24 protein-coding genes are annotated in these 21,830 nt (G+C 61.5%); 16 read left to right on the top strand and 8 right to left on the bottom strand.

Annotated elements, in window-relative coordinates:
• Positions 1–337: 337 nt before the first annotated feature.
• Complete coding sequence (locus C8N42_RS06985) at positions 338–1,252, bottom strand: LysR family transcriptional regulator (RefSeq protein WP_107815827.1); 915 nt, start codon at positions 1,250–1,252, stop codon at positions 338–340.
• 244 nt (positions 1,253–1,496) lie between these two features.
• Between C8N42_RS06985 and C8N42_RS06980 the strand changes: the two genes are divergently transcribed.
• The 14 genes from C8N42_RS06980 (at position 1,497) to C8N42_RS06920 (ending at position 11,787) form a co-directional block, all read left to right on the top strand.
• Positions 1,497–2,414, top strand: a complete 918-nt coding sequence (locus tag C8N42_RS06980; protein WP_107815826.1) for a lysophospholipid acyltransferase family protein — start codon at positions 1,497–1,499, stop codon at positions 2,412–2,414.
• Between the two features lies 1 nt (position 2,415).
• Entirely contained in the window at positions 2,416–3,228 is an 813-nt protein-coding gene (locus C8N42_RS06975; RefSeq protein WP_107815825.1) for a glutamate racemase, read from the top strand.
• A gap of 120 nt (positions 3,229–3,348) precedes the next feature.
• Entirely contained in the window at positions 3,349–4,377 is a 1,029-nt protein-coding gene (gene argC / locus C8N42_RS06970; protein ID WP_107815824.1) for an N-acetyl-gamma-glutamyl-phosphate reductase, read from the top strand.
• Positions 4,378–4,410: 33 nt separating this feature from the next.
• A complete protein-coding gene (ccmE, locus tag C8N42_RS06965) occupies positions 4,411–4,854 on the top strand; it encodes a cytochrome c maturation protein CcmE (protein WP_211309160.1) in 444 nt (147 codons plus the stop codon).
• A gap of 93 nt (positions 4,855–4,947) precedes the next feature.
• Complete coding sequence (locus C8N42_RS06960; RefSeq protein WP_107815822.1) at positions 4,948–5,538, top strand: thermonuclease family protein; 591 nt, start codon at positions 4,948–4,950, stop codon at positions 5,536–5,538.
• Between the two features lie 92 nt (positions 5,539–5,630).
• Positions 5,631–6,242: a holin-associated N-acetylmuramidase gene (locus tag C8N42_RS06955; protein WP_107815821.1), complete on the top strand. Its 612-nt coding sequence runs from the start codon at positions 5,631–5,633 to the stop codon at positions 6,240–6,242.
• Complete coding sequence (locus C8N42_RS06950) at positions 6,233–6,832, top strand: holin family protein (RefSeq protein ID WP_107815820.1); 600 nt, start codon at positions 6,233–6,235, stop codon at positions 6,830–6,832. The genes C8N42_RS06955 and C8N42_RS06950 overlap by 10 nt, the downstream gene beginning before the upstream one ends.
• Positions 6,825–7,007, top strand: a complete 183-nt coding sequence (locus tag C8N42_RS06945; RefSeq protein WP_107815819.1) for a hypothetical protein — start codon at positions 6,825–6,827, stop codon at positions 7,005–7,007. The genes C8N42_RS06950 and C8N42_RS06945 overlap by 8 nt, the downstream gene beginning before the upstream one ends.
• On the top strand, positions 7,007–7,138 hold the full coding sequence (locus tag C8N42_RS22070) for a hypothetical protein (protein WP_281261413.1): 132 nt from the start codon (positions 7,007–7,009) through the stop codon (positions 7,136–7,138). The genes C8N42_RS06945 and C8N42_RS22070 overlap by 1 nt, the downstream gene beginning before the upstream one ends.
• Complete coding sequence (locus C8N42_RS06940) at positions 7,135–7,569, top strand: hypothetical protein (RefSeq protein WP_107815818.1); 435 nt, start codon at positions 7,135–7,137, stop codon at positions 7,567–7,569. Before C8N42_RS22070 ends, C8N42_RS06940 begins: the two co-directional genes overlap by 4 nt.
• A gap of 156 nt (positions 7,570–7,725) precedes the next feature.
• Positions 7,726–9,696 (top strand): heme lyase CcmF/NrfE family subunit, encoded by a 1,971-nt coding sequence (locus tag C8N42_RS06935; protein WP_107815817.1) that lies wholly within the window; start codon positions 7,726–7,728, stop codon positions 9,694–9,696.
• Positions 9,693–10,142 carry a cytochrome c-type biogenesis protein gene (locus tag C8N42_RS06930; protein WP_107815816.1) on the top strand — a complete coding sequence of 150 codons (450 nt, stop codon included), beginning with the start codon at positions 9,693–9,695 and terminating at the stop codon, positions 10,140–10,142. Before C8N42_RS06935 ends, C8N42_RS06930 begins: the two co-directional genes overlap by 4 nt.
• A 218-nt stretch (positions 10,143–10,360) precedes the next feature.
• Positions 10,361–10,930 carry a DUF2087 domain-containing protein gene (locus C8N42_RS06925; protein ID WP_107815815.1) on the top strand — a complete coding sequence of 190 codons (570 nt, stop codon included), beginning with the start codon at positions 10,361–10,363 and terminating at the stop codon, positions 10,928–10,930.
• Positions 10,931–11,010: 80 nt separating this feature from the next.
• The gene (locus tag C8N42_RS06920) at positions 11,011–11,787 is read left to right on the top strand and encodes an enoyl-CoA hydratase-related protein (protein WP_107815814.1); all 777 of its coding nucleotides are present in this window, start codon (positions 11,011–11,013) and stop codon (positions 11,785–11,787) included.
• A gap of 3 nt (positions 11,788–11,790) precedes the next feature.
• Here C8N42_RS06920 and C8N42_RS06915 read toward each other — a convergent pair whose 3' ends face one another.
• Entirely contained in the window at positions 11,791–12,243 is a 453-nt protein-coding gene (locus C8N42_RS06915) for a MarR family winged helix-turn-helix transcriptional regulator (RefSeq protein ID WP_107815813.1), read from the bottom strand.
• Positions 12,244–12,313: 70 nt separating this feature from the next.
• Here C8N42_RS06915 and C8N42_RS06910 point away from each other — a divergent pair, with 70 nt between their 5' ends.
• Positions 12,314–12,763 (top strand): hypothetical protein, encoded by a 450-nt coding sequence (locus C8N42_RS06910; protein WP_107815812.1) that lies wholly within the window; start codon positions 12,314–12,316, stop codon positions 12,761–12,763.
• A 77-nt stretch (positions 12,764–12,840) separates the two neighbouring features.
• Here C8N42_RS06910 and C8N42_RS06905 read toward each other — a convergent pair whose 3' ends face one another.
• A complete protein-coding gene (locus tag C8N42_RS06905; protein WP_107815811.1) occupies positions 12,841–14,139 on the bottom strand; it encodes a citrate synthase in 1,299 nt (432 codons plus the stop codon).
• A 250-nt stretch (positions 14,140–14,389) separates the two neighbouring features.
• Complete coding sequence (gene gltX, locus C8N42_RS06900; RefSeq protein ID WP_107815810.1) at positions 14,390–15,838, bottom strand: glutamate--tRNA ligase; 1,449 nt, start codon at positions 15,836–15,838, stop codon at positions 14,390–14,392.
• Positions 15,839–15,931: 93 nt separating this feature from the next.
• Here gltX and C8N42_RS06895 point away from each other — a divergent pair, with 93 nt between their 5' ends.
• Positions 15,932–18,088 (top strand): ComEC/Rec2 family competence protein, encoded by a 2,157-nt coding sequence (locus C8N42_RS06895; protein ID WP_245889987.1) that lies wholly within the window; start codon positions 15,932–15,934, stop codon positions 18,086–18,088.
• Positions 18,089–18,162: 74 nt separating this feature from the next.
• Here C8N42_RS06895 and lexA read toward each other — a convergent pair whose 3' ends face one another.
• The 4 genes from lexA to trpC all read right to left on the bottom strand — a co-directional run bounded on the left by lexA (position 18,163) and on the right by trpC (position 21,735).
• Positions 18,163–18,888, bottom strand: a complete 726-nt coding sequence (lexA, locus tag C8N42_RS06890) for a transcriptional repressor LexA (RefSeq protein WP_107815809.1) — start codon at positions 18,886–18,888, stop codon at positions 18,163–18,165.
• A gap of 397 nt (positions 18,889–19,285) precedes the next feature.
• Positions 19,286–20,458, bottom strand: a complete 1,173-nt coding sequence (locus C8N42_RS06885; protein WP_107815808.1) for a molybdopterin molybdotransferase MoeA — start codon at positions 20,456–20,458, stop codon at positions 19,286–19,288.
• Complete coding sequence (gene moaC, locus C8N42_RS06880) at positions 20,459–20,935, bottom strand: cyclic pyranopterin monophosphate synthase MoaC (protein WP_107815807.1); 477 nt, start codon at positions 20,933–20,935, stop codon at positions 20,459–20,461. It lies immediately after the preceding gene.
• A complete protein-coding gene (gene trpC, locus C8N42_RS06875; RefSeq protein ID WP_107815806.1) occupies positions 20,935–21,735 on the bottom strand; it encodes an indole-3-glycerol phosphate synthase TrpC in 801 nt (266 codons plus the stop codon). Before trpC ends, moaC begins: the two co-directional genes overlap by 1 nt.
• Between the last annotated feature and the right edge of the window lie 95 nt (positions 21,736–21,830).

Raw genomic sequence — 21,830 nt, 5'->3', positions numbered from 1 at the left:
AAGAGCGCGTTGTCGATCCCCTGCGGGCTTTCGAGGAGTTTCCTTTCAGGTGTTTCCGGGGAGGGATGCGTGGTCACGGACCGGGCGGCATAAAACCGAAACGAAAGCAAAAAAAAGGCCGAGCAAAGCTCGGCCTAAGTCCAACAGGGAGGTAAAACCGCACTGAGCTGCCTCAATCAGCGGCTTCATTGCTGCATTTAGGGGCAGTTTGTGAATCGTTCAAGGAATTTTCTGCGCATGCATTGCAATGCCGCTATGCGGAAAACGCATATCATCCATCTGAGATATGCCCGAGGACGCGTTGTGTGGTCCGGGATGGCGGGGCAGAAAGCGGGGCTCAGGAGGGCTCGCCACCGTCTTCGTCGCGCATCAGGCGGCGGTGGGCGTTGATCTCTTCGATGATGAAATCGCGGAACACCTCGATGCGTTTGGAATGGCGCAACTCTTCGGGATAGGCGAGGAAGACGGGCACTTCACCGCTTTCCACACCGGGCAGGACGCGCACCAGATGGGGCGAGGTTTCGACCAGATAATCGGGTAGCACGCCCACTCCGAGGTGGTTGAGCACGGCCTGAAGCACGCCGAAATAATTGTTCACGAAAAGCTTCGAACGGATGTTGTGATCGTTCAGCTCTTCGACGAGACGAGCGCCGGCGGCGACCTGATGGGAATTCGGATTCTGGCAGATCAGCCGATGCTTGGTCAGATCGTCCATAGTTTCCGGCGTCCCGTGTTCGGCGAGATACTCCGGTGTTGCGAAAAGACGCATGCGGATGTTCATTAACCGCTTGCGGATCAGATCGGCCTGCGAGGGTTCCTTCATCCGGATCGCCACATCGGCCTCGCGCATCGGCAGGTCGAGCACGCGCTCTTCGAGCATCAGGTCGATGTTCAGCTCGGGGTACTTCTCGTAAAGCTTCGACAGACGCGGCGCGAGCCAGAGCGTGCCGAAGCCGGTGGCGGAGGTCACCCGCAATTCACCGTAAACCTCTTCCTCACTGTCGCGAATGCGCGCGGCGGCGGCGTCGAGCCGTTTCGCCATGGCGCGGGTGGCCTCGAACAGCAACTCGCCCTGTTCCGTCAGAATCAATCCGCGGGCGTGGCGGTGAAACAGGGTGGTGGAGAGCGATTCTTCGAGCGCACGGATTTGACGCGACACTGCCGACTGGCTCAAATGCAATGCGTCCCCCGCATGGGTGAGCGATCCCGCATCCGCCACCGCGTGAAAAATTCTCAGCTTGTCCCAATCCATACCCGTCACCTGCTGTTCCTCCTCTTCACGGCAGTTTACATGAGATATAGCCTAAAGAGGAATTTTGGCCGTTTCATTCTTTGTTTTCGCACAGATCGCAAGGGGAATGCTTTGCGTGAACACAAATTGACGCAAGGATATGAAGCAAATGCAAAGATTTCGGGCAACGGGAGTTGGTCATGGGGGAGGGGACGGAATGCGGGTCGGGAGAGAGCGCATGCATGTCGGGGGATCAGAGGACGTCATGACCGCGCGTCAAGTGGCCCGTGACATTTCCTATGCAAGTTCGGCGGCCACGCGCGGTGGGCGGGTGCTGATCCGGCTGATGGAGAACGCCACGGGACGGATTGGCCTGATCCGGCGAGCGCAGGGTTATGATGCAGATGTCGCGAGCGGTCGCGATTTCTGGGCGGTGATGGCGGAGCGCTACGGGCTGACGTTCGAGGTGACGCGTGGAGCGTTGGTCAATATTCCGACCGAGGGGCCGCTTGTGGTGGTGGCCAATCATCCTTACGGCATTCTCGACGGGCTGATGCTGGGCCATATCCTGTCGCTCACCCGTGGAGATTTCCGCATTCTGGCACACCGGGTGTTCCGCCGGGCCAATGATCTCGAGAAAGTGATCCTGCCGATTTCGTTCGACGAGACGAAAGAGGCTTTGGCGCTCAATCTGGAAACCCGCAAAACGGCGCTGGATTATCTGGGCGCGGGGGGCTGCATCGGGGTGTTTCCCGGCGGCACGGTGTCGACCGCCGCAAAACCGATGGGACCGCCGCTCGATCCGACTTGGCGGGCGTTCACGGCGAAAATGGTGGCGAAATCGGGGGCAACGGTGGTGCCGCTTTATTTCGATGGGGCCAATTCGCGGCTGTTCCAATTGGCGAGCCATGTCCATGCAACGCTGCGCATGGGGCTTTTGATCCGGGAATTCCGGCGCAGTCTCGGTACGCCCGTGCGGGTGGCGATCGGCGATCCGATCCGTCCGGAACTGCTGGCCGAATTCCGCGGGGACAGCAAAAAGCTTATGGATTTTCTGCGCGTCGAGACCTATTCACTATCCTCAAAGCCCTTGGCACATGCCGGGCTGGGTTTTGAGTTCGAGGCGAAACACGGAGCCCATTCCCCAAAAGCGGCCCGCAAGGGGCTGAAGGATCGGTATTGAGATGGCAGTCGGCATTTTTGACAGTGGTTTGGGCGGGTTGACCGTGTTGGACGCGGTTCAGAAACGGCTGCCCGACGTGCCCTTCGTCTATTTCGGCGACAATGCGCACGCACCTTACGGGGTGCGGACCGCCGATGACATTTACAACCTGACCACCTCCGCCGTGGAACGGCTTTGGGAAGCGGGGTGCGATCTTGTGATCCTTGCCTGCAACACCGCTTCTGCTGCGGCGCTGCGGCGGATGCAGGAAAGCTGGATTCCGCGTGACAAGCGGGTGCTCGGTGTTTTCGTGCCGCTGATCGAAGCGCTCACAGAACGGCAATGGGGCGACAACTCGCCCCCGCGCGAAGTCGAGGTGAAGCATGTGGCGCTGTTCGCGACCCCCGCGACCGTCGCCTCCCGTGCCTTCCAGCGCGAGCTGGCGTTCCGCGCCATCGGTGTGGATGTCGAGGCACAAGCCTGCGGCGGCGTCGTGGATGCCATCGAAGACGGCGACTTGATTCTCGCCGACGCGCTAGTGCGTTCCCATGTCGATGCGCTCAAACGCAAGATGCCGACGCCGGATGCGGCCATTCTCGGTTGTACCCATTACCCGATGATGGAAGAGGCGTTTCAGGACGCGTTGGGTGCGGATGTGAAAGTGTTCAGCCAGGCCAATCTGGTGGCCTCCTCGCTGGCCGACTACCTGACGCGACACCCTGCAATGGTGGGGCCGGGCACCGAAACAATGTTCCTGACCACGGGCGACCCCGTTAAAGTCTCGCGCGGGGCCACGCAATTCCTGCGACGAAAAGTCGAGTTCATCAAGGCTTGACGGGCCATTCGCCCTGCGCCCACCCGTCGCAATTGCGATAGATTCAGAATCCTTCTAAATTGGGGCACCTGCTTGACCCGGATCAAGGGCATGGCGGGGCCGATGTGAAAGACGACTGCTATGAGCTATAAAATCGCCATTCTTGGAGCTTCCGGCTACACGGGCGCGGAACTTGTCCGCCTGATCGCAACCCATCCGATGATGGAGGTCGTGGCGCTTTCGGGTGACCGCAAGGCGGGCATGGAGATGAGTGAGGTCTATCCGCATCTGCGTCACATGGATCTGCCGGCGCTATGCAAAATCGAGGATATTGATTTTTCCGCCGTCGATCTGGCGTTTTGCGCCCTGCCGCACGCGACCTCGCAAGCGGTGATCAAGGACCTGCCGCCGACCACGAAGGTCGTCGATCTCTCCGCCGATTTCCGTCTCCGTGACCCGGATGAATACGAGAAATGGTATGGCAAGCCGCATTCGGCCGTGGAGATTCAGAAAGAGGCGGTCTATGGCCTGACCGAATTCTACCGCGACGAGATCAGGGGCGCGCGTCTTGTGGCGGGCACCGGCTGTAACGCCGCGACGGGGCAGTTCATTTTGCGGCCTCTGATTGCCGCCGGTGTCATCGATCTCGACCAGATCATTCTCGATCTCAAGGTGGCCGTGTCCGGCGCGGGGCGCTCGCTCAAGGAACACCTGCTTTACGGTGAGTTGGAAGACAACGCCTTCGGCTATTCCATCGGCGGCAAGCACCGGCATCTGGGCGAGTTCGATCAGGAGTTCTCAAAGGTGGCGGGCCGGGATGTGCGCATCCAGTTCACGCCGAACCTGATCCCGGCGACCCGTGGCATCCTCGCTACGGCCTACGTGCAGGGCGAGGCCACCGCCGTGCATTACGCGCTGGCCGACGCTTACATGACCGAGCCCTTCATTCATGTGCTGCCGTTCGGCCAAGCGCCCGCGATGAAACATGTGCGCGGCTCGAATTTCTGCCATATTGGGGTGGTGGAGGACCGTATTCCGGGCCGTACCATCGTCATTGGCACCATCGACAACCTGACCAAGGGCTCGTCCGGTCAGGCGATCCAGAACGCCAACCTGATGCTGGGCCTCAATGAGACCACGGGTCTCATGAGTGTCCCCATGTATCCGTGATTCAAGACCTGAGGAGGAGATCCCATGGCCGGTTTGAAGAACCTTAAAAAGACACGCCGCATTCAGGTCTTCGCCGTCGCCGCCGTGGCGCTGGCGCTGTCCACCGGCATGATCGGCTATGCGATGCGCGATGGGATCAACCTCTACCGCGACCCCTCGAAAGTGGTGGCCGAGCCGCCGCGCGAAGGGGAGATTTTCCGGCTTGGCGGGCTGGTGGAAGACGGCTCTCTGGTGCGCGGCGAAGGCACCCATGTGACCTTCTCCGTGACCGACGGGGCGGAAACCATCCCGGTGACCTTCGAGGGCGTGCTGCCCGATCTCTTCGGCGAAAACCAGGGCATGATCGGCACCGGCTCCATGGTCGGGGGCATCTTCGTGGCGACCGAAATTCTGGCCAAACACGACGAGACCTATATGCCGAAAGAGGTGATGGACAGCCTCAAGGAGACCGGGGTTTATGTGGAGCCGGAGAGTTGAGGTCCGGCGGCCTAATGACAAGAATAGTCTGGTGTTTTTCTTGAAATCTTAAGAAGTCTGTCGTTCAATCTCCCCGTTTAGGGGAAATTAAACATGTTTGAATTTCTTATTGTCTCGGCCATCATCATTGGTGGTTTATTCATTGGCCAAGCGAAGAAAGATGTAAGGCGTTCGCTCAAGCCGGTCGAGCCTAAACCGCACTATCGTCCAACTCTCAAGCCTGCGCCATTTAATGAGAAGACGGCAAGAGAGGCTTCGGAAAAGCCCGTCTTGCGGGGCGCCGCTTATGTCGTTGATGGCGATACGCTGACCATCGCCAAGACCCAAATCCGTCTCTTTGGGGTTGATGCGCCTGAGCTCAATCATCCATATGGAAAAAAGGCAAAATGGGCTCTGGTCAAACTTTGTAAAGGTCAATCCATTCGCACCGAGGTGACAGATGTGGACAGTCATGGCCGCACGGTTGCGCGCTGTTACCTGCCGGATGGGCGTGACTTGTCGGCTGAGATGGTCAAACAGGGCCTCGCAATCGACTGGGCCAAATTTTCGAGGGGAGAATACAGGTCCATGGAATTGCCCGATGTGCGCAAAAAACTCTGGCTTGCGGATGCGCGCCAGAAGGGCCGTATGCAGGTCTGGGAGCAGTTCGAGGCCAAACAGAAGGCGCGTGGGGAGGGCGGTTAACTGCCTTTAAGGTCCACTCCGAACGCCCAACTCCGCCGACGTTAACCTTTTTGCGCGAGCCTCAACTCATCAATTTGGTGGGATTGAGGCAGATGAAAACAGTACAGCAAATCGCGATGGAAATCGTCGCTCGCGAGGGTGGTTACGTCAACGACCCCGACGATCCCGGCGGGGCGACGAAATACGGGGTCACGCTTGCAACGATGCAGCGGCTCGGGCTCGATCTCGACGGCAACGGACGGATCAACGAGACCGATGTCAAACGACTGACGCGGGACAAGGCACGGGATATTTTCGTCGAACATTACTTTCACGCCCCCCGGCTCGACGAATTGCCGCCGGTGTTGCAGGCGAGCGTCTTCGACATGTATGTCAACGCAGGCGCCAATGCGGTGCGGATTTTGCAGCGGCTCCTGAATGACATGGGCCAGCGCATCGCCATTGACGGGGCGGTCGGGCCGCAGACGATCGAGGCGGCGTTCATCGCGCAGTCTTTGGCCCCGGCCTATCTCGCGGACGCTTACGGCATCGCCCGGCGCAATTACTATTACGCTTTGGCGGACCGTCGACCGGGGTCGCGCAAATACGCGAAGAAACGCGACGGCGGCAAGGGTGGCTGGATCACCCGCGCCGAAGATTTCATTTCCCCGCGCTATCACCTGACGGAGGCCGAGCATGCCGCACGGGTGGTGGCATGGGGGTGATCGGGCGGATTTTCGATTTGCTGTTCGGCGACGGGCGCAATGTGGTGAAGGACACGGCGGAGGTGTTCTTCGAGAACAAGGAAAACGCTGGCGCGCGCGAGGCGGGCTACCGTTCGGCGGCGATGCAGCAATTCGCGGGCGAGTTCGCGGGGCCGCAAGCCGGTGTGCAAAGGGGGTATTTCGACCGCTTCATGGATGCGCTCAATCGTGTGCCGCGCCCGCTGATGGCCTTTGGCACCATCGGGCTTTGCGTTTCCGCCATGGTCGATCCGATCTGGTTCGCCTCCCGGATGCAGGGCATCGCGCTCGTGCCGGAGCCGTTGTGGTGGCTTTTAGGCACCATCGTGTCCTTCTATTTCGGCGCGCGCTATCAGGTGAAATCGCAGGAGTTTCAACGCTCTGTCGCCTCCACCATGGCGCAGGCCCCGGTGGTTCAGGCCAATATCGCGGCCTTGCGGGCACTGGATGCGGGTGCGCAGGGGCAGGGGCTTCCGTCCGGCTCCGGCTGGACTGCCGCGCCGGTCGACGTGCCGGGGGCCGAGGCCCCGAACCCGGCGCTTCTGGCGTGGAAGGAGGGGCGCGATGAGTGATGCTCTGGTTGGGGCACTGGCCGAACACGGGCCATGGGTGCTCATGGTATTTTTCCTCCTCTATCGCGATCTGCAAAAGGATCAGGCGACGCGACATGTGCTCGACAAGAACACGCAGGTCCTGATCGAGATGACCACGATGATCCGGGAGCGTCTGCCCCGGGGAGGTGCGTGATGCTGTGGCGCAAGGTGAAGGCGGTGCTACGCGCGCTTTGGCTGGGCGAGGCCCTGACCGCCGCGCTCAGACGCAATCGCGAGGCGGCGGACGCGCTCGATGCCGTCGTCAAGGAGATGTTGAAGCAATGAAACAGGTTCTCACACTCTATGGCATCGTGCTGGGCGCTCTTGTGTTGGCCGTTCTGTTGCTCGGGGTTTCTCAGGCGCTCTTGTTGGCTTTCGGGGCCATCGCCCTCATGGCGCTGATGATCTCGGCGACCTTCCTCTGGCTCTGGCAGGTGCGGGCGACGCCTCTGGCGCTGGGCATGTCTTTGAGCTGGGCGGGATCGGGGTTCACGACCGGCTGGTGGTGGGCAATGCAGATCGCGCAAGGTCCGTTTTGGTCTCCGGTCCTCGGGATCGAGGTGGCAGCGCTGTTCCTGTTCCTCTCGCTCTTGATCTCCGGTGCGGTGCTTCACTTTTCGGTGATACAGGGCACGTTCGGCCTCTCGGGGCTCAGGTTTCTCTGGCCGGTCATCGGAGCCGTGATCGTCTCTTTTGGGGTGCTTTTGATCCTTTGAAGGCAAAAGCTGGTGGGAAGAGAGGGAAAGGGGCTGGGGCAGCCCCTTTCCTTTGTGCCGGGCCTTTGTGTCGGGATCATTTCCTTGCGACACGGGCGCGCAGCCCATTGGCGGGCGGCTTCAGAGCGGGTAGAACCGGAGAAAAGGGAGGAGCCCATGCTCGTAGAACTCGGACATTTTGCTCTCGTCATGGCTTTTTTCGTGGCTTTGGCACAGACGATCCTGCCGCTCCTGGGGGCACAGATCCGCAATCGGGCGATGATGGCCGTGGGCGAACCCGCCGCGATGATCCAGCTCGTGCTGATCGCCTTTTCCTTCGGTGCGCTGACCTATGCCTTTGTGACCTCTGATTTCTCCCTCAAGGTGGTGGTCGAGAACTCGCATACGCTCAAGCCGATGCTCTACAAGGTCTCTGGCGTCTGGGGGAACCATGAGGGCTCGATGCTCCTGTGGGTCTTGATCCTTGCGCTGTTCGGTGGGGCTGCGGCACTGTTCGGCGGCAATCTTCCGGCCACATTGCGCGCCCGTGTGATCGGGGTGCAGGGCTCCATCGGTGTGGCTTTTCTCGCCTTCATCCTCTTCACCTCGAACCCGTTCCTGCGTCTGGCGATGCCGCCGATGAACGGCGACGATCTCAATCCGCTTCTCCAGGACCCCGGCCTCGCATTTCATCCGCCCTTCCTCTATCTCGGCTACGTTGGTCTTTCGATGACCTTTTCCTTCGCGGTCGCCGCTCTGCTCGAAGGCCGGGTCGACGCCGCATGGGGGCGCTGGGTGCGCCCGTGGACACTCGCGGCGTGGGTCTTCCTGACCATCGGCATCGGTCTCGGATCGTGGTGGGCTTACTATGAGCTTGGCTGGGGCGGGTTCTGGTTCTGGGACCCGGTGGAGAACGCCTCCCTAATGCCATGGCTCTTTGCCGCAGCCCTTTTGCATTCCGCCATCGTGGTGGAAAAACGCGAGACGCTGAAAAGCTGGACCATCCTATTGGCGATCATGGCCTTCGGATTCTCCCTTATCGGCACTTTCCTCGTGCGGTCGGGGGTCATCACCTCCGTCCATGCCTTCGCCAACGACCCGGAGCGTGGTGTGTTCATCCTGCTGATCCTCGCGATCTTCATGGGCGGCGCTCTGGCGCTCTTCACCATTCGCGCCAACGCGATGCAGGCCAAGGGGGTCTTCTCGCTTGTGTCCCGTGAAAGTGCTCTGGTGATCAACAACATCCTTCTTGCGGTGTCCTCCTTCGTCGTCTTCATTGGTACGATCTGGCCGCTCATCGCCGAAGCCTTCTGGGGCCGCAAACTTTCCGTCGGTGCGCCGTTCTTCAATGCCGCTTTCACGCCTTTCTTCGTGGCGCTGGCGATCATGCTGCCCATCGGGGCGATCATGCCGTGGAAGCGCGCGCGCATGGGGGCGACGGTGAAAAAACTCATCCCCTCGATGATCCTTGCCTTCGCGGTCCTTGGCCTGATCTGGTCGATCCAGACCGAGAAAACGCTGCTCGGGCCCATCGGTCTGGCCCTCGGCACATGGCTTGTGGCGGGGGCAGTGCAGGACCTTTTGTTGCGCACCGGCAAGAGCGTGAACCTTGGCCGCCTGATCCGTTTGCCGCGTGCCGATTGGGGCCGTTTGCTGGCCCATGGCGGGCTTGGCATCACCATGGCCGGGATCGCCGGGCTCACCGCCTGGACGGTGGAAGATATCCGCGTCGTGCAGGTCGGTGAAACTTTCGAGGTGGCGGGCTATACCATCGCGCTTGAGAAGGTCGAGCGCGGGCAGGGGCCGAACTACATCACTACCATGGCGACCATGGGCGTGTTCGAGGGCGACAGGAAAGTCGCCACGCTGCATCCCGAAAAACGGAGCTACCCGGTGGCGCAGATGCCGACGACCGAGGCGGGGATCGACAATGGCTTTCTGCGTGACGTTTACCTTGTGATCGGCGACATCCAGTCGAACGGAGGCTGGGCGGTGCGCACCTATATCAAGCCTCTGGCGAACTGGATCTGGGGCGGGACGATCATCATGGCTTTCGGGGGCCTGCTCTCGCTGTCGGACCGTCGCTACCGCGTTGCCGCCGGTGCGCGCAAAACGCACGCCGCCCCGAAAGGAGTGCCTGCCGAATGAAACGTCTTCTCTTTGCCCTTGCACTCCTGACTGCCACGCCACTCTTCGCCGTGCAGCCCGACGAGGTGCTGCCCGATCCGGCGATGGAAGCGCGTGCGCGCGACATTTCCCAAGGCTTGCGCTGCCTTGTCTGCCGTAACGAGAACATCGACGAATCGAACGCGACGCTGGCGAAAGACCTTCGGCTTCTGGTGCGCGAACGCCTTGTCGCAGGGGACACGAATGACGAGGTGGTGGACTATGTGGTCGACCGCTACGGTGAGTTCGTCCTTTTGAAACCGACGATGAACGGCGCCAACAAGGTGCTCTGGATCGCCGGGCCGGTTATGCTGATTCTTGCGCTCGGCATCGGCATCACCTTTATCCGCCGCCGCGGTCAGGAAAGTGAGATCGCCGACCTGACCGACGAGGAAAAGACCCGGCTTGAAAATCTGATGCAGGACTGAGCTTCTTCTTGGGCGAAATACTCGGGAACCCCGCCGCTGGACAAAAAGCGGTGGGGTTTTGTATATCTGCGATATGGTCCGCAGTTCACCGAGTCGCTGCCGCCCATTTGGGTAAGCTGAACCTGTCGCTCTCTCACCTTCCGGTTTTCCGCGCGTCTTGAGCGTGGGCCAAGGGCAGCTCCCCGCACGACATCTGACGCGATCAACGGAGAATACCGATGACCCGTGAGGCCCTTTCTCTTACCATTCCCGACGTGTCCGCCTTTGCGCGGGCGCTGAAATCCGATCTCGATGACGCCGCCCAGTGTCCTCCGGGCCATCAGACTTTGCTGAACGCCATCGCGCGCGCCGGTGGCTATCGCAATTTCCAGCATCTCAAGGCGACCCAAACTGGGGCCAGTCCGGTCGAGCCCGTCGAAGGACGTGCGGTGTCCCGTGCTTTAGCGCGGTTTACGTCCGAAGGTCTGCTCGAAAGCTGGTCCACCAAACGCAAGGTGCGTCAACATTGCCTCTGGGCGCTTTGGGCGCAGGTGCCGCCACGCAGGGAATTTACGGAACGCACGATTTCGGAGCTGTTCGACAGCATGACCGTGTTTCGCGATCCGGCGCAAATTCGGCGCTCGCTCATCGAAGACGGGCTTCTGGAACGCAACCGGGACGGCTCGTGTTACATCCGTCTTGAAACCCGTCCCGACGTCACGGCGCAGGCGGTGATCCGCGAGGTAATCCGGCGGCGCAGCGCCAACCCGGAGGTGCCGGAACGCGCTTCGGTTCTTCACGGGCTGTAGGCGGTACATTTGACGGAGCGTCTCTCTTCCTTTTGCTCGCCAAGCCCTTATCTTGAGCTGAAACAGGGAGAGAGACGCGCATGCACTACGAGACCATCCGCTTCACGTTGGAGAATGACATCGCGACCGTGACGCTCAATCGTCCGGCGGTGAAGAATGCACTCAACACACAGATGCGCGCGGAGATCACCCATGCGGTGCGCGACGCAGGGCGGTCTGCGCGGGTCATCGTGCTCACGGGCGAGGGCAATGCCTTTTGCTCCGGGCAGGATCTGGGCGACGGGGTGGATGCGGCGACTGCCGATCTCGAACGCACGCTGCGCGACGAATACGAACCGATGCTGCACGCGATCCACGATTGCCCGGTGCCGGTGATTGCCGCCGTGAATGGGGTGGCTGCCGGGGCGGGGGCTTCTCTGGCGCTGGCCTGCGACGTGGTCATCGCCACGCAATCGGCGATCTTCCTTCAGGCGTTTTCGCGCATCGGGTTGATGCCGGACGCGGGCGGGACCTATATCCTGCCGCGCGTGATCGGCATGGCCCGCGCCATAGGATCGGCACTTTTCGCCGATGAGATCACGGCTTCTCAGGCCGAGCGCTGGGGCATGATCTACGAGGCGGTGCCGGATGCGGATTTTGCGGCGCATTGGCAGGCCCGCGCGGCCACCCTCGCCAAGGGACCGACGGTCGCCTATCGCCATATCAAAGAGGCCATGCATGCTTCTTATGACAACACGCTGGAACAACAACTGGCGCTTGAGGCGAAGCTGCAAAACCATTGCGGCCAGACGCGGGATTTCAAGGAAGGCGTGCTGGCCTTCCTTGAGAAGCGCAAGCCCAAATACGAGGGGCGTTGAGCCTCACGTCTCCGACAGATTGCCAATGACTTTCGACAGGAGCGCCGCGAAAGCGTGGCGCTCTTCGTCACTGAGCCCGGCCATGGCCCGGTCGTTGACTTCTGACGCAGCCTCCGTCGCCGCCTGTTCCAGCCCCTTCGCGCACTCCGTGAGCCACACCGTCTGCACCCGTGCATCCGCCTCATGAGCGCGCCGGGTGATCAGCCCGTCGCGCTCCATCCGGGACAGGGTATTGGCCATGGTTGCCTGCTCGACACCCAGTTCCGTCACCAGTTCACGCTGGGTCTGCCCTTCCCGCTCCCAAAGCGCCAGAAGGACGGGAAACGTGCCGGTCGACAGCCCCAGAGGCTTGATGCGGGCCTGAAGGGCGTGAGCGAAAAGCCGGGCCATCAGGTTGACCTGATAGCCCTCTGAGCGGCTGCGGGTGAAATCTTTCTGTTTGTCTGTCTCTGGCATGAGGGTTGTTTTTCACAATATAGCAAGCTATGCAATATTAAATAGCAAGCTATCTAATTGGAGACTCACCATGCCGACTTTCCTGCCGAAACTTCATGCGCTCTTTGGCGCGACGGGCCTTCTGATCGTACTCGTAAACTGGAGCGCCACGGTCGTCACCCTGATCATGGGCGACAAATACGTGATTGCCATGGCCAAACTCACCATCGCCTGGGGACTTCTTGCGCTCATACCGATGTTGATCCTTGCCGGGCTTTCCGGCAACCGCCTCGGCCAACGCATGCGCGGACCTCTGATCGCCGCGAAACGGAAACGGATGAAGATCATCGCCTTCAACGGTCTGGTGTTTCTCGTGCCCTCGGCGCTCCTTCTCGTGCCGCTGGCGATGCAGGGGCAGGGCGGGCCGGTCTATTATGCGATCCAATCCATCGAACTGATCGCCGGGGCCACCAATATCGCGCTTTTGGGCCTCAACATGCGTGACGGGATGCGGCTCAGTCGCCGCATGTCGCCGTCATGAGGCTTTCTGATGGCATAAATACTTAAAGAAAAACCCGCCGTTTCCGACGGGTTTTCAATTTCGGGCGCTGTGTGAAATCAGCCGCGGTCTTCGACGTTCACATAGGGACGTTGGGCGTGACCGGTGTAGAGCTGACGCGGACGACCGATTTTCATGCCCGGATCTTCGATCTGTTCTTTCCACTGGGAAATCCAGCCGATGGTGCGTGATAGCGCAAAGATCGGGGTGAACATCGCGGTCGGGAAGCCCATCGCTTCGAGAATGATGCCGGAGTAGAAATCGACGTTCGGGAAGAGTTTCTTCTCGGCGAAATACGGGTCTTGCAGGGCTTGTTTCTCAAGCTCCTTGGCCACCTGAAGTGTCGGGTTGTTTTCGATGCCCAGCAGTTCCAGAACCTCGTCGGCGGACTGTTTCATCACGGTCGCGCGCGGGTCGAAGTTCTTGTAGACGCGGTGACCGAAGCCCATCAGGCGGAACGGATCGTTCTTGTCCTTGGCGCGGGCGATATATTCCGGGATGCGGTCCACGGTGCCGATCTCGCGCAGCATTTCGAGGCAGGCCTGGTTGGCGCCACCGTGCGCCGGCCCCCAGAGACAGGCGATCCCGGCAGCGATACAGGCAAACGGGTTGGCGCCCGAAGAGGACGCCAGACGCACGGTCGAGGTCGAGGCGTTCTGTTCGTGGTCGGCATGCAGCGTGAAGATGCGATCCATGGCACGCGACAGGATCGGGTTGACCTCATAGTTCTCGGCCGGAACGGAGAAGCACATGTGCAGGAAATTCGAGGCGTAATCGAGATCGTTGCGCGGATACACGAAGGGCTGGCCGATGGTGTATTTATAGGCCATCGCGGCGATGGTCGGCATTTTCGCGATCAGGCGGATGGTGGCCACTTCGCGCTGATGTGCGTCGGCGATGTCGATGGAGTCGTGGTAGAAGGCGGACATGGCGCCGACCACACCGACCATGATCGCCATCGGGTGGGCGTCACGACGGAAACCGGAGAAGAATTTGAGCATCTGCTCATGCACCATGGTGTGGCGCGTCACAATGCTTTCGAATTTCTCCATCTGGGCCGCGGTCGGCAGTTCCCCGTAAAGGAGCAGGAAGCAGACTTCGAGGAAGTGGGATTTTTCGGCCAGATCGGCGATGGTGTAACCGCGGTGCAGCAACACGCCTTCTTCGCCGTCGATAAAGGTGATCGAGCTTTCGCAAGCGGCGGTGGAGGTGAAGCCCGGGTCAAAGGTGAACACATCAGCCTGGCCGTAGAGCTTGCGGATGTCGATGACGTCGGGTCCTTCGGTGGGGGAAAGGACGGGAAGCTCGTAAGTGTTTCCGTCGAGCGTCAGGGTCGCAGTCTTCTGAGTGTCTGCCATGGTCGTTCCTTCGGTTGGCGGTTCGTTCCCCGCACTGCTTTTGCAGGCGGCGGAAGATCCGCTGGTGGTCACGCGGACGCCCGGGCGGATCCCGGACACCGTCTTGGCTTTGCCCCGTCCCGAGTGCCGGGAGGAACCAATTCTGACCCTGTTCCCGGAGCGTTAAAGGCGCAGCCGTGGGAACAGGACCCTGGCCGGAACGGGTGTTCCGGTCTGAATTTCGCGCGTGACCGTCTCTGAAACGCCCCGGTCACTCCTCTTTCGACGCCGCCTCTGCGCTGAGCGCCATGAAATCGCCGATCCGGGCAAGGCTTTCCTCGCGCCCAAGCACCAGCATCATGTCGAGCACACTCGGAGTGACTGCGCGGCCTGCAAGAGCGGATCTCAAGGGACCGGCAACCTTGCCGAACCCGATCTCCATGGCTTCCATTACACGACCGACGGCCTCCTCCAATGCGTCGCGCTCCCAGCTAGCACTTTGCAGGTGCGGCGTCAATTCTTCCAGTATACCGTTGGATACAGACCCCAGTTGTTTTTGTGCTTTTTCATCCATGTCCACTGGGCGGGACACCAATGCAAATCGTGCTTTTTCAAGAAGTTGCGGGTAGGTCTTGCTCGCCCCCTTGACGCTTTCGAGCGCCGCGCCCAGCCGCTCTTTTTGCTGTGAAGACAGGGCGGGTTCACCCGCCGCCTCAAGGTACCCGTCGATTTCGCTCAAGATTTCAGCATCCGCCATGATCGCGATATGCTGACCGCAGATATTTTCGAGTTTCTTGGTGTCGAACCGTGCCGGGGCCTTGTTGATTCCATCGAGGTCGAACCAGGCTTTTGCCTGCTCGTCGGTGAAGAATTCGTCATCGCCATGCGACCAGCCGAGCCGCGCGAGATAGTTGCGCATGCCTGCCGCCGGATAGCCCATGGCCTGATATTCCTTCACACCGACCGCGCCGTGACGTTTCGACATTTTCTTGCCGTCCGGCCCGAAAATCAGCGGGATATGGGCGTAGATCGGTATCGGCCATCCCATCGCCTCGTAGATCATCATCTGACGCGCGGCATTGGCGAGGTGATCGTCCCCGCGGATCACATGGGTCACGCCCATATCCTGATCGTCCACCACCACAGCCAGCATGTAAGTCGGTGTCCCATCCGAACGTAACAGGATCATGTCGTCGAGTTGGTCGTTTTTAAAGGTCACGTCGCCCTGCACCCGGTCTTTCACCACGGTGACGCCCTCGCGCGGGGCTTTCATCCGGATCACGTAGGGGGCGTCCGGGTAAGTGGACGGGTCCGCATCGCGCCAGGGCGAGCGGAACAGTGTGCTTTCCTTCCTGGCGCGGGCCTCTTCACGGAAGGCTTCGATTTCCTCCTGCGTGGAGAAGCATTTATAGGCCTTGCCCGCCGCAAGCATCTCGCGGGCCACTTCGGCATGCCGCTCCGCGCGTTCGAACTGGCTCACTGCCTCGCCATCGTAATCGAGCCCGAGCCACGCCATGCCTTCGAGAATACCCTTCGTCGCGCTTTCCGTTGAGCGCACCCGGTCCGTGTCCTCGATCCGCAGGAGGAACTTGCCGCCACGTCCACGGGCATAGAGCCATGAGAACAGCGCCGTCCGGGCGGTGCCGATATGCATGTCGCCGGTGGGCGAGGGGGCGATGCGGGTAACGACAGGTTTGGCGGCGGACTGGGGATCGGACATGGGAGAATTAACCTTTTGGTAACCATGTTGGCGGATGCTTTTCGTCACCGGGCATAAGGGAAGGCGGAAGGGGAAACAAGGGTGCGCACCCTCTTGAGACTCGCACAAATCCCTCTCGACATCGTCGATGGTCAACGTGGGCGGTTGTTCCTCTGGACACCGATGTTTTACGCCATGGGCATCGGATTGTTCTTTGCCCTGCCGAACGAGCCTTCCTATACGCTGCTGATGTGTTTTCTCGCCGGTGCCGCCGCTTTGGGCCTGCTGCTCTGGCGTGTGTCGCCACGGGGCGCGCCCTTTCTTACCGCAGTCCTGCTCATCCTGCTCGGGCTGCTGGTCGGGGGCTTGCGCACCCATGTCGTCGCGGAGCCGGTGCTCACCTATCGCTATTACGGTCCTGTCGAGGGGCGGGTGATCCGGATCGACCGTTCCGCCTCCGACGCGCTGCGCCTGACGCTCGACCGTGTGGTGTTGAGCGACACAGCGCCCTCCCGCACGCCCGCGCGGGTCCGGGTCTCGCTGCATGGCGATCAGCCTTATGTTGCGCCTGAGCCGGGGTTGCGCCTTGCCATGACCGCGCATCTCTCGCCGCCGCCCGGTCCGACCGAGCCCGGCGGTTTCGATTTTCAGCGCATGGCCTGGTTCGACCGTCTGGGCGCGGTCGGCTATACCCAAACGCCGGTTCTGCGCGCGGCCCCGGTCGATCCCAGCCCCACGCTGTGGGTGCATCGGTCGCGGCAAGTGCTGTCGCAGGACCTACAAAGCAAGCTGCCCGGCCAGACCGGCGCGTTCGCCGCCGCGATCCTGACCGGGGACCGATCCGGGATTTCGCAGGAGACGGCGGAGGCGTTGCGCGGTGCCAACCTCTCGCATCTTCTGGCGATTTCCGGCCTGCACATGGGGCTTCTGACCGGGGTGGTGTTCTTTGCCATACGGCTGGGTCTCGCGCTCATCCCCGGCGCAGCGCTGAAATGGCCGATCAAGAATCTGGCCGCCGGGGGTGCGCTTTGTGCCGGGGCCTTCTACCTCGCGCTGTCGGGGTTCAATGTGGCGACCGAGCGCGCCTTCGTCATGGTGTCCGTCATCCTGCTTGCCGTACTGCTCGACCGGCAGGCGATTTCCCTGCGCACGGTCGCCATCGCCGCACTGATCCTTCTGACGCTGCATCCCGAAGTGCTCCCCGAACCCGGTTTCCAGATGTCCTTTGCCGCCACAACGGCGCTTGTTGCGGTGTTCGCCATCGTGCGGCGCTTGCATCTCATGTGGTCCTGGCCGTCCTGGCTCAGGACCATCGCCACGGTTGTCATTTCGTCGGGCGTTGCGGGCATCGCCACCGCCCCGGTCGCCGCGGCGCATTTCAACCGGATCGCCGATTACGGTCTGATCGCCAATGTGGTCTCCGTGCCGCTAATGGGGGCGATGGTGATCCCGGCGGCGGTTCTGGCGCTGATGCTGACGCCTTTGGGGCTGCAATCTCTTGGGCTTGCGGTGATGGGGTGGGGCATTCGCTGGATTTTGTTCGTGGCAGAGAGCGTGTCGTCCTGGGAAGGGGCGGTCAGTCATCTCCCGTCACCGCCGCCTTCGAGCCTGCCGCTGATCGCGCTTGGGGCGCTGTTCGTCATCCTTTGGCGCGGGCGGGCGCAAAGTTTCGGGCTGATCGCGGTATTCTTCGGCTTCGGGCTCTGGGCCGTGGTGGAACGGCCTGCGCTTCTGATCTCCGATGACGGGGCATTGGTCGGGCGCATGGGGCCGGAAGGGCGCGCACTGTCGAAACCCCGTGGCAGCGGCTTTGCCGCCACTGTCTGGTTGGAAAACGATGGCGATCTGCCGGATCAGGAACGTGCCGCCGCGCGGGCCATGCCGCCTCTGGATGTCGGGCCGCTCAGGGTGCGTCATGTCACCGGGCGCGGCTGGCAGGAGGCGGTGCACGCGGCCTGTGCCGAAGCCGATCTGGTGATCGTCAATCAATTGTGGGAGGGGCGCGCACCTCAAACTTGTCTTCTGGCCGATCTCGGCATGTTGCGGCAAAGCGGGGCGCTTGCGGTTTCGCACGAGGATGACGGGGTGACGATCCGTACAGCCTATGCCGCCTCGGGAGTCCGGCTCTGGAACACACCGGCGTTGCGGGGAGATCATGCGATTACGGCGCGTGAGGTGCGGGCGGAGCTTTTGCCCGCCGCCATAGGGCTGCGGTTTCGTGAGATCGAGGGGGCGGTTCGGCTGGCGATGAGTGGAGCTGAAAGGCCGTAAGACGCGAGAAACCGCCACGGCCTGTTGCGCGTGGCGGTTTCTCAATGTTTGGCGCCGGATGTTGGCGCCGGGTCTCAGTAGCTTCGGATCAGGCCGACAAGCTTGCCTTGCACCTCGACCTGATCGGCGGGCAGCACACGGGTCTTGAACGCCGGGTTCGCCGCCTCAAGCGCGATCATGTCGCCCTGCCGCTGATAGCGTTTCAGCGTGGTTTCATAGCCTTCGACCATGGCGACGACGATATCGCCGTTGCTGACCTGAGAGGTTTCGCGGATCACCACGATATCGCCGTGGTTGATCCCGGCTTCGATCATAGATTCGCCTTTGACCTCAAGCGCATAGTGATTGCCGCGCCCCGAGAGCATGGAGCCGGGCACGGCGACGTTCATGGCCCCGTCGGAGATCGCCTCGATCGGGACACCGGCGGCGATCTTGCCCATGATCGGCAGGTTGATCGCGGCGACGGCCTCGACGCCCATTGCGGTGGGGGGCGTGTGATCCGGGCGGTCGCCGTCGATCACGCGCGGGGTGAACCCGCCAGATTGTGCAGATGCAGATGTCGGAGCCGTGGGGGCGCCGCCAAGGCTTTCGGGCAGTTTGACGATTTCGATGGCACGGGCGCGATGGGCGAGGCGACGGATGAAACCGCGCTCTTCCAGCGCCGTGATCAGCCGGTGAATGCCGGATTTGGAGCGCAGGTCCAGCGCTTCTTTCATCTCGTCGAAAGAGGGCGGGACACCGTCCCTGTGCATTCTGGTGTTGATGAACTCCAGCAGTTGGAGCTGTTTTTTCGTCAGCATCGGCTCATTCCTCTGTCCCGCTGCACCCATCTCGGGTTCGCGTGTCTCTTTGTTGTCCCGTCCGGCGATGTCTCGACCGTCTCCGGTTCCGATCCTTTGTCGCGGGACGTAATGCACCGGCACGGGAGCAACGGCTCCTGTAATGTACATTTCGGACGGAGAGGCGAAAGGCATGTGGAGCGCTCCGCCGCTTTTCCGGCCAAAGGTCACAGGCCCACCGCTGTCCGACAGTCCCCAGACGGGTATTCTTGCGTGTTCTGATAATGTTCTGCCACTGTTCCCGAAATGTGTCAACATTCCTCTCCATCTCGACCGAAAGCAATCTGTTGCGTCTTTGGGTTGAGTTGAGGGCAGCTTGGTTAAGACATGGTTAACTTTACGGGGAAGCGCCGGATTTTCACAGGCGGATCACATCGACCGTTTCGCCGGCCTTGCGGGCCGGGTCCTGCACCGGACGCACCAGGAGCGCGTTGGCTTGTGACAGGATCGACATGAGCGAGCTGTCCTGATGATCGAAGGGACGCACGCCCTCCTCACTCAGGATCGCACGCATGTAATGTTCGCGCGGACCGTTCGGTGAAATATCCTGCAAGAGCAGGGCTTTGACGCGCGGAGCCGGGGTCGGGGGGAGACCCGAAAGGGCGGCCAGAGCGGGCAAAAGGAAAAGCTGCGCCGTGACCATGGCGGAGACCGGATTGCCGGGCAGGCCGAGCATCACGGCCTCGTTCAGCGTGCCCGCCATCAACGGTTTGCCGGGGCGCATGGCGACCTTGTAAAAGGCGCGTTCCAATCCGAGGTTTCCGGCCACCTTGCCCACGAGGTCATGATCGCCCACGGAAGCCCCGCCGATGGTGACGATCACATCCGCCCCCTCGGTCATGGCGAAGGTGCTGGCCAGCATCTCCTCGTCATCCGGCGCGATGGGGAGCATACGGGCAATGCCACCGGCGGTCTCGATCATAGCAGCAAGGCCAAAGGAATTGGAGGCGATGATTTGCGAGGGCCCGGGCGTCTCGCCGGGCATGACCAACTCGTCGCCGGTGGCGATCAGAGCCACCACGGGACGGCGAGAGACCGTCACCTCAGGGATGTTCATCGCGGCGAGCAGGTTGATGTCCTGCGGCGAGAGGCGGCGCGGCGCAGTCAGCCGGTCACCGGACTTGAAATCCCCCCCTAAGGGCCGAATATTGCGGTTCTCGGAGAGGGGGGCCGTGACGGTGATCACATCGCCCTCGCGCCTGACATCCTCCTGAATGATCACGCGGCTGACGCCCTTGGGCACCGGCGCACCGGTGAAGATGCGCACCGCGTCGCCTTCGCCAATCGGGCCGTCATAGCCGTGACCTGCCGCGCTTTCTCCGATGACTTTGAACGTGTCGCCAATTTGCGGCTGATCCGCCCGCACGCCGTAACCATCCATGGCGGAGGAGGCGAACGGCGGCTGATCGCGTCTGGCAATCGCGTCCTCGGCCAATACCCGCCCCACGGCCTCGCGCAGGGAAACGCGTTCCGTGCCGAGCGGGCGGCAGAGTTTGAACACGTTTTCAAGCGCTTCAGCGACGGTAATCATCTAGTCGGCCTCATAAGTTCCGGATTTGCCGCCTTCCTTGCGCAAAAGCCGGGTCTGGACGATCTCCATGCCCTTCTCGGCGGCCTTGAGCATGTCATAGACGGTGAGGGCGGCGACGGAAGCAGCGGTGAGCGCCTCCATCTCCACCCCCGTCTGACCGGAGGTCTTGACCGTGGCGCGGATGCGGATGCCGGGAAGGGCTTCGTCAGGCTCCAGATCGAGCGTGACCTTGGTGATCGGCAGGGGATGGCAGAGCGGGATCAGATCGGAGGTGTGTTTCGCCCCCATGATCCCCGCGAGCCGCGCCACACCCAGAACGTCGCCCTTTTTCGCCGTACCTTGCGTGACGAGCGCGAGCGTCTCTGGCGACATCTTCACGGCACTCTCTGCGGTGGCAAGCCGGTCGGTCACCGGTTTGCCGGAAACATCGACCATATGGGCGTTGCCCTCGCCGTCGAAATGGGTGAGCCCCGCCATCACAAAGGCACCGGGTTGGCGAGGAGCGCACGGGTCGCCGCCTCGACATCGTCCTGGCGCATCAGACTTTCGCCGATGAGGAAACAGCGCGCGCCGTAGCCTGCCATATCGGCAAGGTCTTCGGACGTGAACAACCCGCTTTCGCAGACAAGTGTCCGGTCAGAGGGCGCAAGTTTCGACAGTTCCCGCGTGGTGTCGAGCGTGGTTTCGAAGGTCTTCAAATTGCGGTTGTTGACGCCCAGAAGCGGCGATTTGAGCCTGAGCGCACGCTCAAGCTCCTCGGCATCATGTACTTCGATCAGCACATCCATACCGAAGCCTGCGGCGGCGTCTTCGAGTTCGGTGGCCAGCGTATCCTCGACGGAGGCCATGATGATCAGGATCGCATCGGCGCCCCAGGCGCGGGCCTCGGCCACCTGATAGGTGTCATACATGAAGTCCTTGCGCAGCACCGGCAGGCTGACCACGGCGCGGGCGGCTTTCAGGAACTCCGGGGAGCCCTGAAAGGACGGCGTGTCGGTGAGCACGGACAGACAGGTCGCGCCGCCCGCCTCATAGGCTCGCGCGATGGCGGGCGGATCGAAATCCGGGCGGATGAGACCCTTCGACGGAGAAGCCTTCTTGACCTCCGCGATCAACCCGTAGCCGGTTTGCGCGGCCGATTGCAGCGCCTTGGCAAAACCGCGCGTGGGGCTTTGAGCGGCGGCCTGAGCCTCAAGGTCGGACAGGCTTGCGGACTGTTTCGCCGCGGCCACTTCGTCGAGCTTGTAGGCTTTGATTTTATCGAGAACATTGGACATGGGGCAGAGATACCTTGTGCGGGCGGCCAAGGGAAGATGACAATGAAGGCGCCTGTGGGTTTTCCGATGGCTCAAATACTCACTGTCGGATCATG

It is taken from the genome of Celeribacter persicus, assembly GCF_003050785.1.
GTDB classification, from domain to species: domain Bacteria; phylum Pseudomonadota; class Alphaproteobacteria; order Rhodobacterales; family Rhodobacteraceae; genus Celeribacter; species Celeribacter persicus.
Note: the sequence above shows the minus strand (reverse complement) of the source record. Positions and strands in the feature narration are given on the sequence as shown.

Coding starts and splice junctions, on each gene's coding strand:
- C8N42_RS06985 (WP_107815827.1), bottom strand. CDS start 1,252: ATGGATTGGGACAAGCTGAGAATTTTTCACGCGGTGGCGGATGCGGGA.
- C8N42_RS06980 (WP_107815826.1), top strand. CDS start 1,497: ATGACCGCGCGTCAAGTGGCCCGTGACATTTCCTATGCAAGTTCGGCG.
- C8N42_RS06975 (WP_107815825.1), top strand. CDS start 2,416: ATGGCAGTCGGCATTTTTGACAGTGGTTTGGGCGGGTTGACCGTGTTG.
- argC (WP_107815824.1), top strand. CDS start 3,349: ATGAGCTATAAAATCGCCATTCTTGGAGCTTCCGGCTACACGGGCGCG.
- C8N42_RS06960 (WP_107815822.1), top strand. CDS start 4,948: ATGTTTGAATTTCTTATTGTCTCGGCCATCATCATTGGTGGTTTATTC.
- C8N42_RS06955 (WP_107815821.1), top strand. CDS start 5,631: ATGAAAACAGTACAGCAAATCGCGATGGAAATCGTCGCTCGCGAGGGT.
- C8N42_RS06950 (WP_107815820.1), top strand. CDS start 6,233: ATGGGGGTGATCGGGCGGATTTTCGATTTGCTGTTCGGCGACGGGCGC.
- C8N42_RS06945 (WP_107815819.1), top strand. CDS start 6,825: ATGAGTGATGCTCTGGTTGGGGCACTGGCCGAACACGGGCCATGGGTG.
- C8N42_RS22070 (WP_281261413.1), top strand. CDS start 7,007: ATGCTGTGGCGCAAGGTGAAGGCGGTGCTACGCGCGCTTTGGCTGGGC.
- C8N42_RS06940 (WP_107815818.1), top strand. CDS start 7,135: ATGAAACAGGTTCTCACACTCTATGGCATCGTGCTGGGCGCTCTTGTG.
- C8N42_RS06935 (WP_107815817.1), top strand. CDS start 7,726: ATGCTCGTAGAACTCGGACATTTTGCTCTCGTCATGGCTTTTTTCGTG.
- C8N42_RS06930 (WP_107815816.1), top strand. CDS start 9,693: ATGAAACGTCTTCTCTTTGCCCTTGCACTCCTGACTGCCACGCCACTC.
- C8N42_RS06925 (WP_107815815.1), top strand. CDS start 10,361: ATGACCCGTGAGGCCCTTTCTCTTACCATTCCCGACGTGTCCGCCTTT.
- C8N42_RS06920 (WP_107815814.1), top strand. CDS start 11,011: ATGCACTACGAGACCATCCGCTTCACGTTGGAGAATGACATCGCGACC.
- C8N42_RS06915 (WP_107815813.1), bottom strand. CDS start 12,243: ATGCCAGAGACAGACAAACAGAAAGATTTCACCCGCAGCCGCTCAGAG.
- C8N42_RS06910 (WP_107815812.1), top strand. CDS start 12,314: ATGCCGACTTTCCTGCCGAAACTTCATGCGCTCTTTGGCGCGACGGGC.
- C8N42_RS06905 (WP_107815811.1), bottom strand. CDS start 14,139: ATGGCAGACACTCAGAAGACTGCGACCCTGACGCTCGACGGAAACACT.
- gltX (WP_107815810.1), bottom strand. CDS start 15,838: ATGTCCGATCCCCAGTCCGCCGCCAAACCTGTCGTTACCCGCATCGCC.
- lexA (WP_107815809.1), bottom strand. CDS start 18,888: ATGCTGACGAAAAAACAGCTCCAACTGCTGGAGTTCATCAACACCAGA.
- C8N42_RS06885 (WP_107815808.1), bottom strand. CDS start 20,458: ATGATTACCGTCGCTGAAGCGCTTGAAAACGTGTTCAAACTCTGCCGC.
- moaC (WP_107815807.1), bottom strand. CDS start 20,935: ATGGCGGGGCTCACCCATTTCGACGGCGAGGGCAACGCCCATATGGTC.
- trpC (WP_107815806.1), bottom strand. CDS start 21,735: ATGTCCAATGTTCTCGATAAAATCAAAGCCTACAAGCTCGACGAAGTG.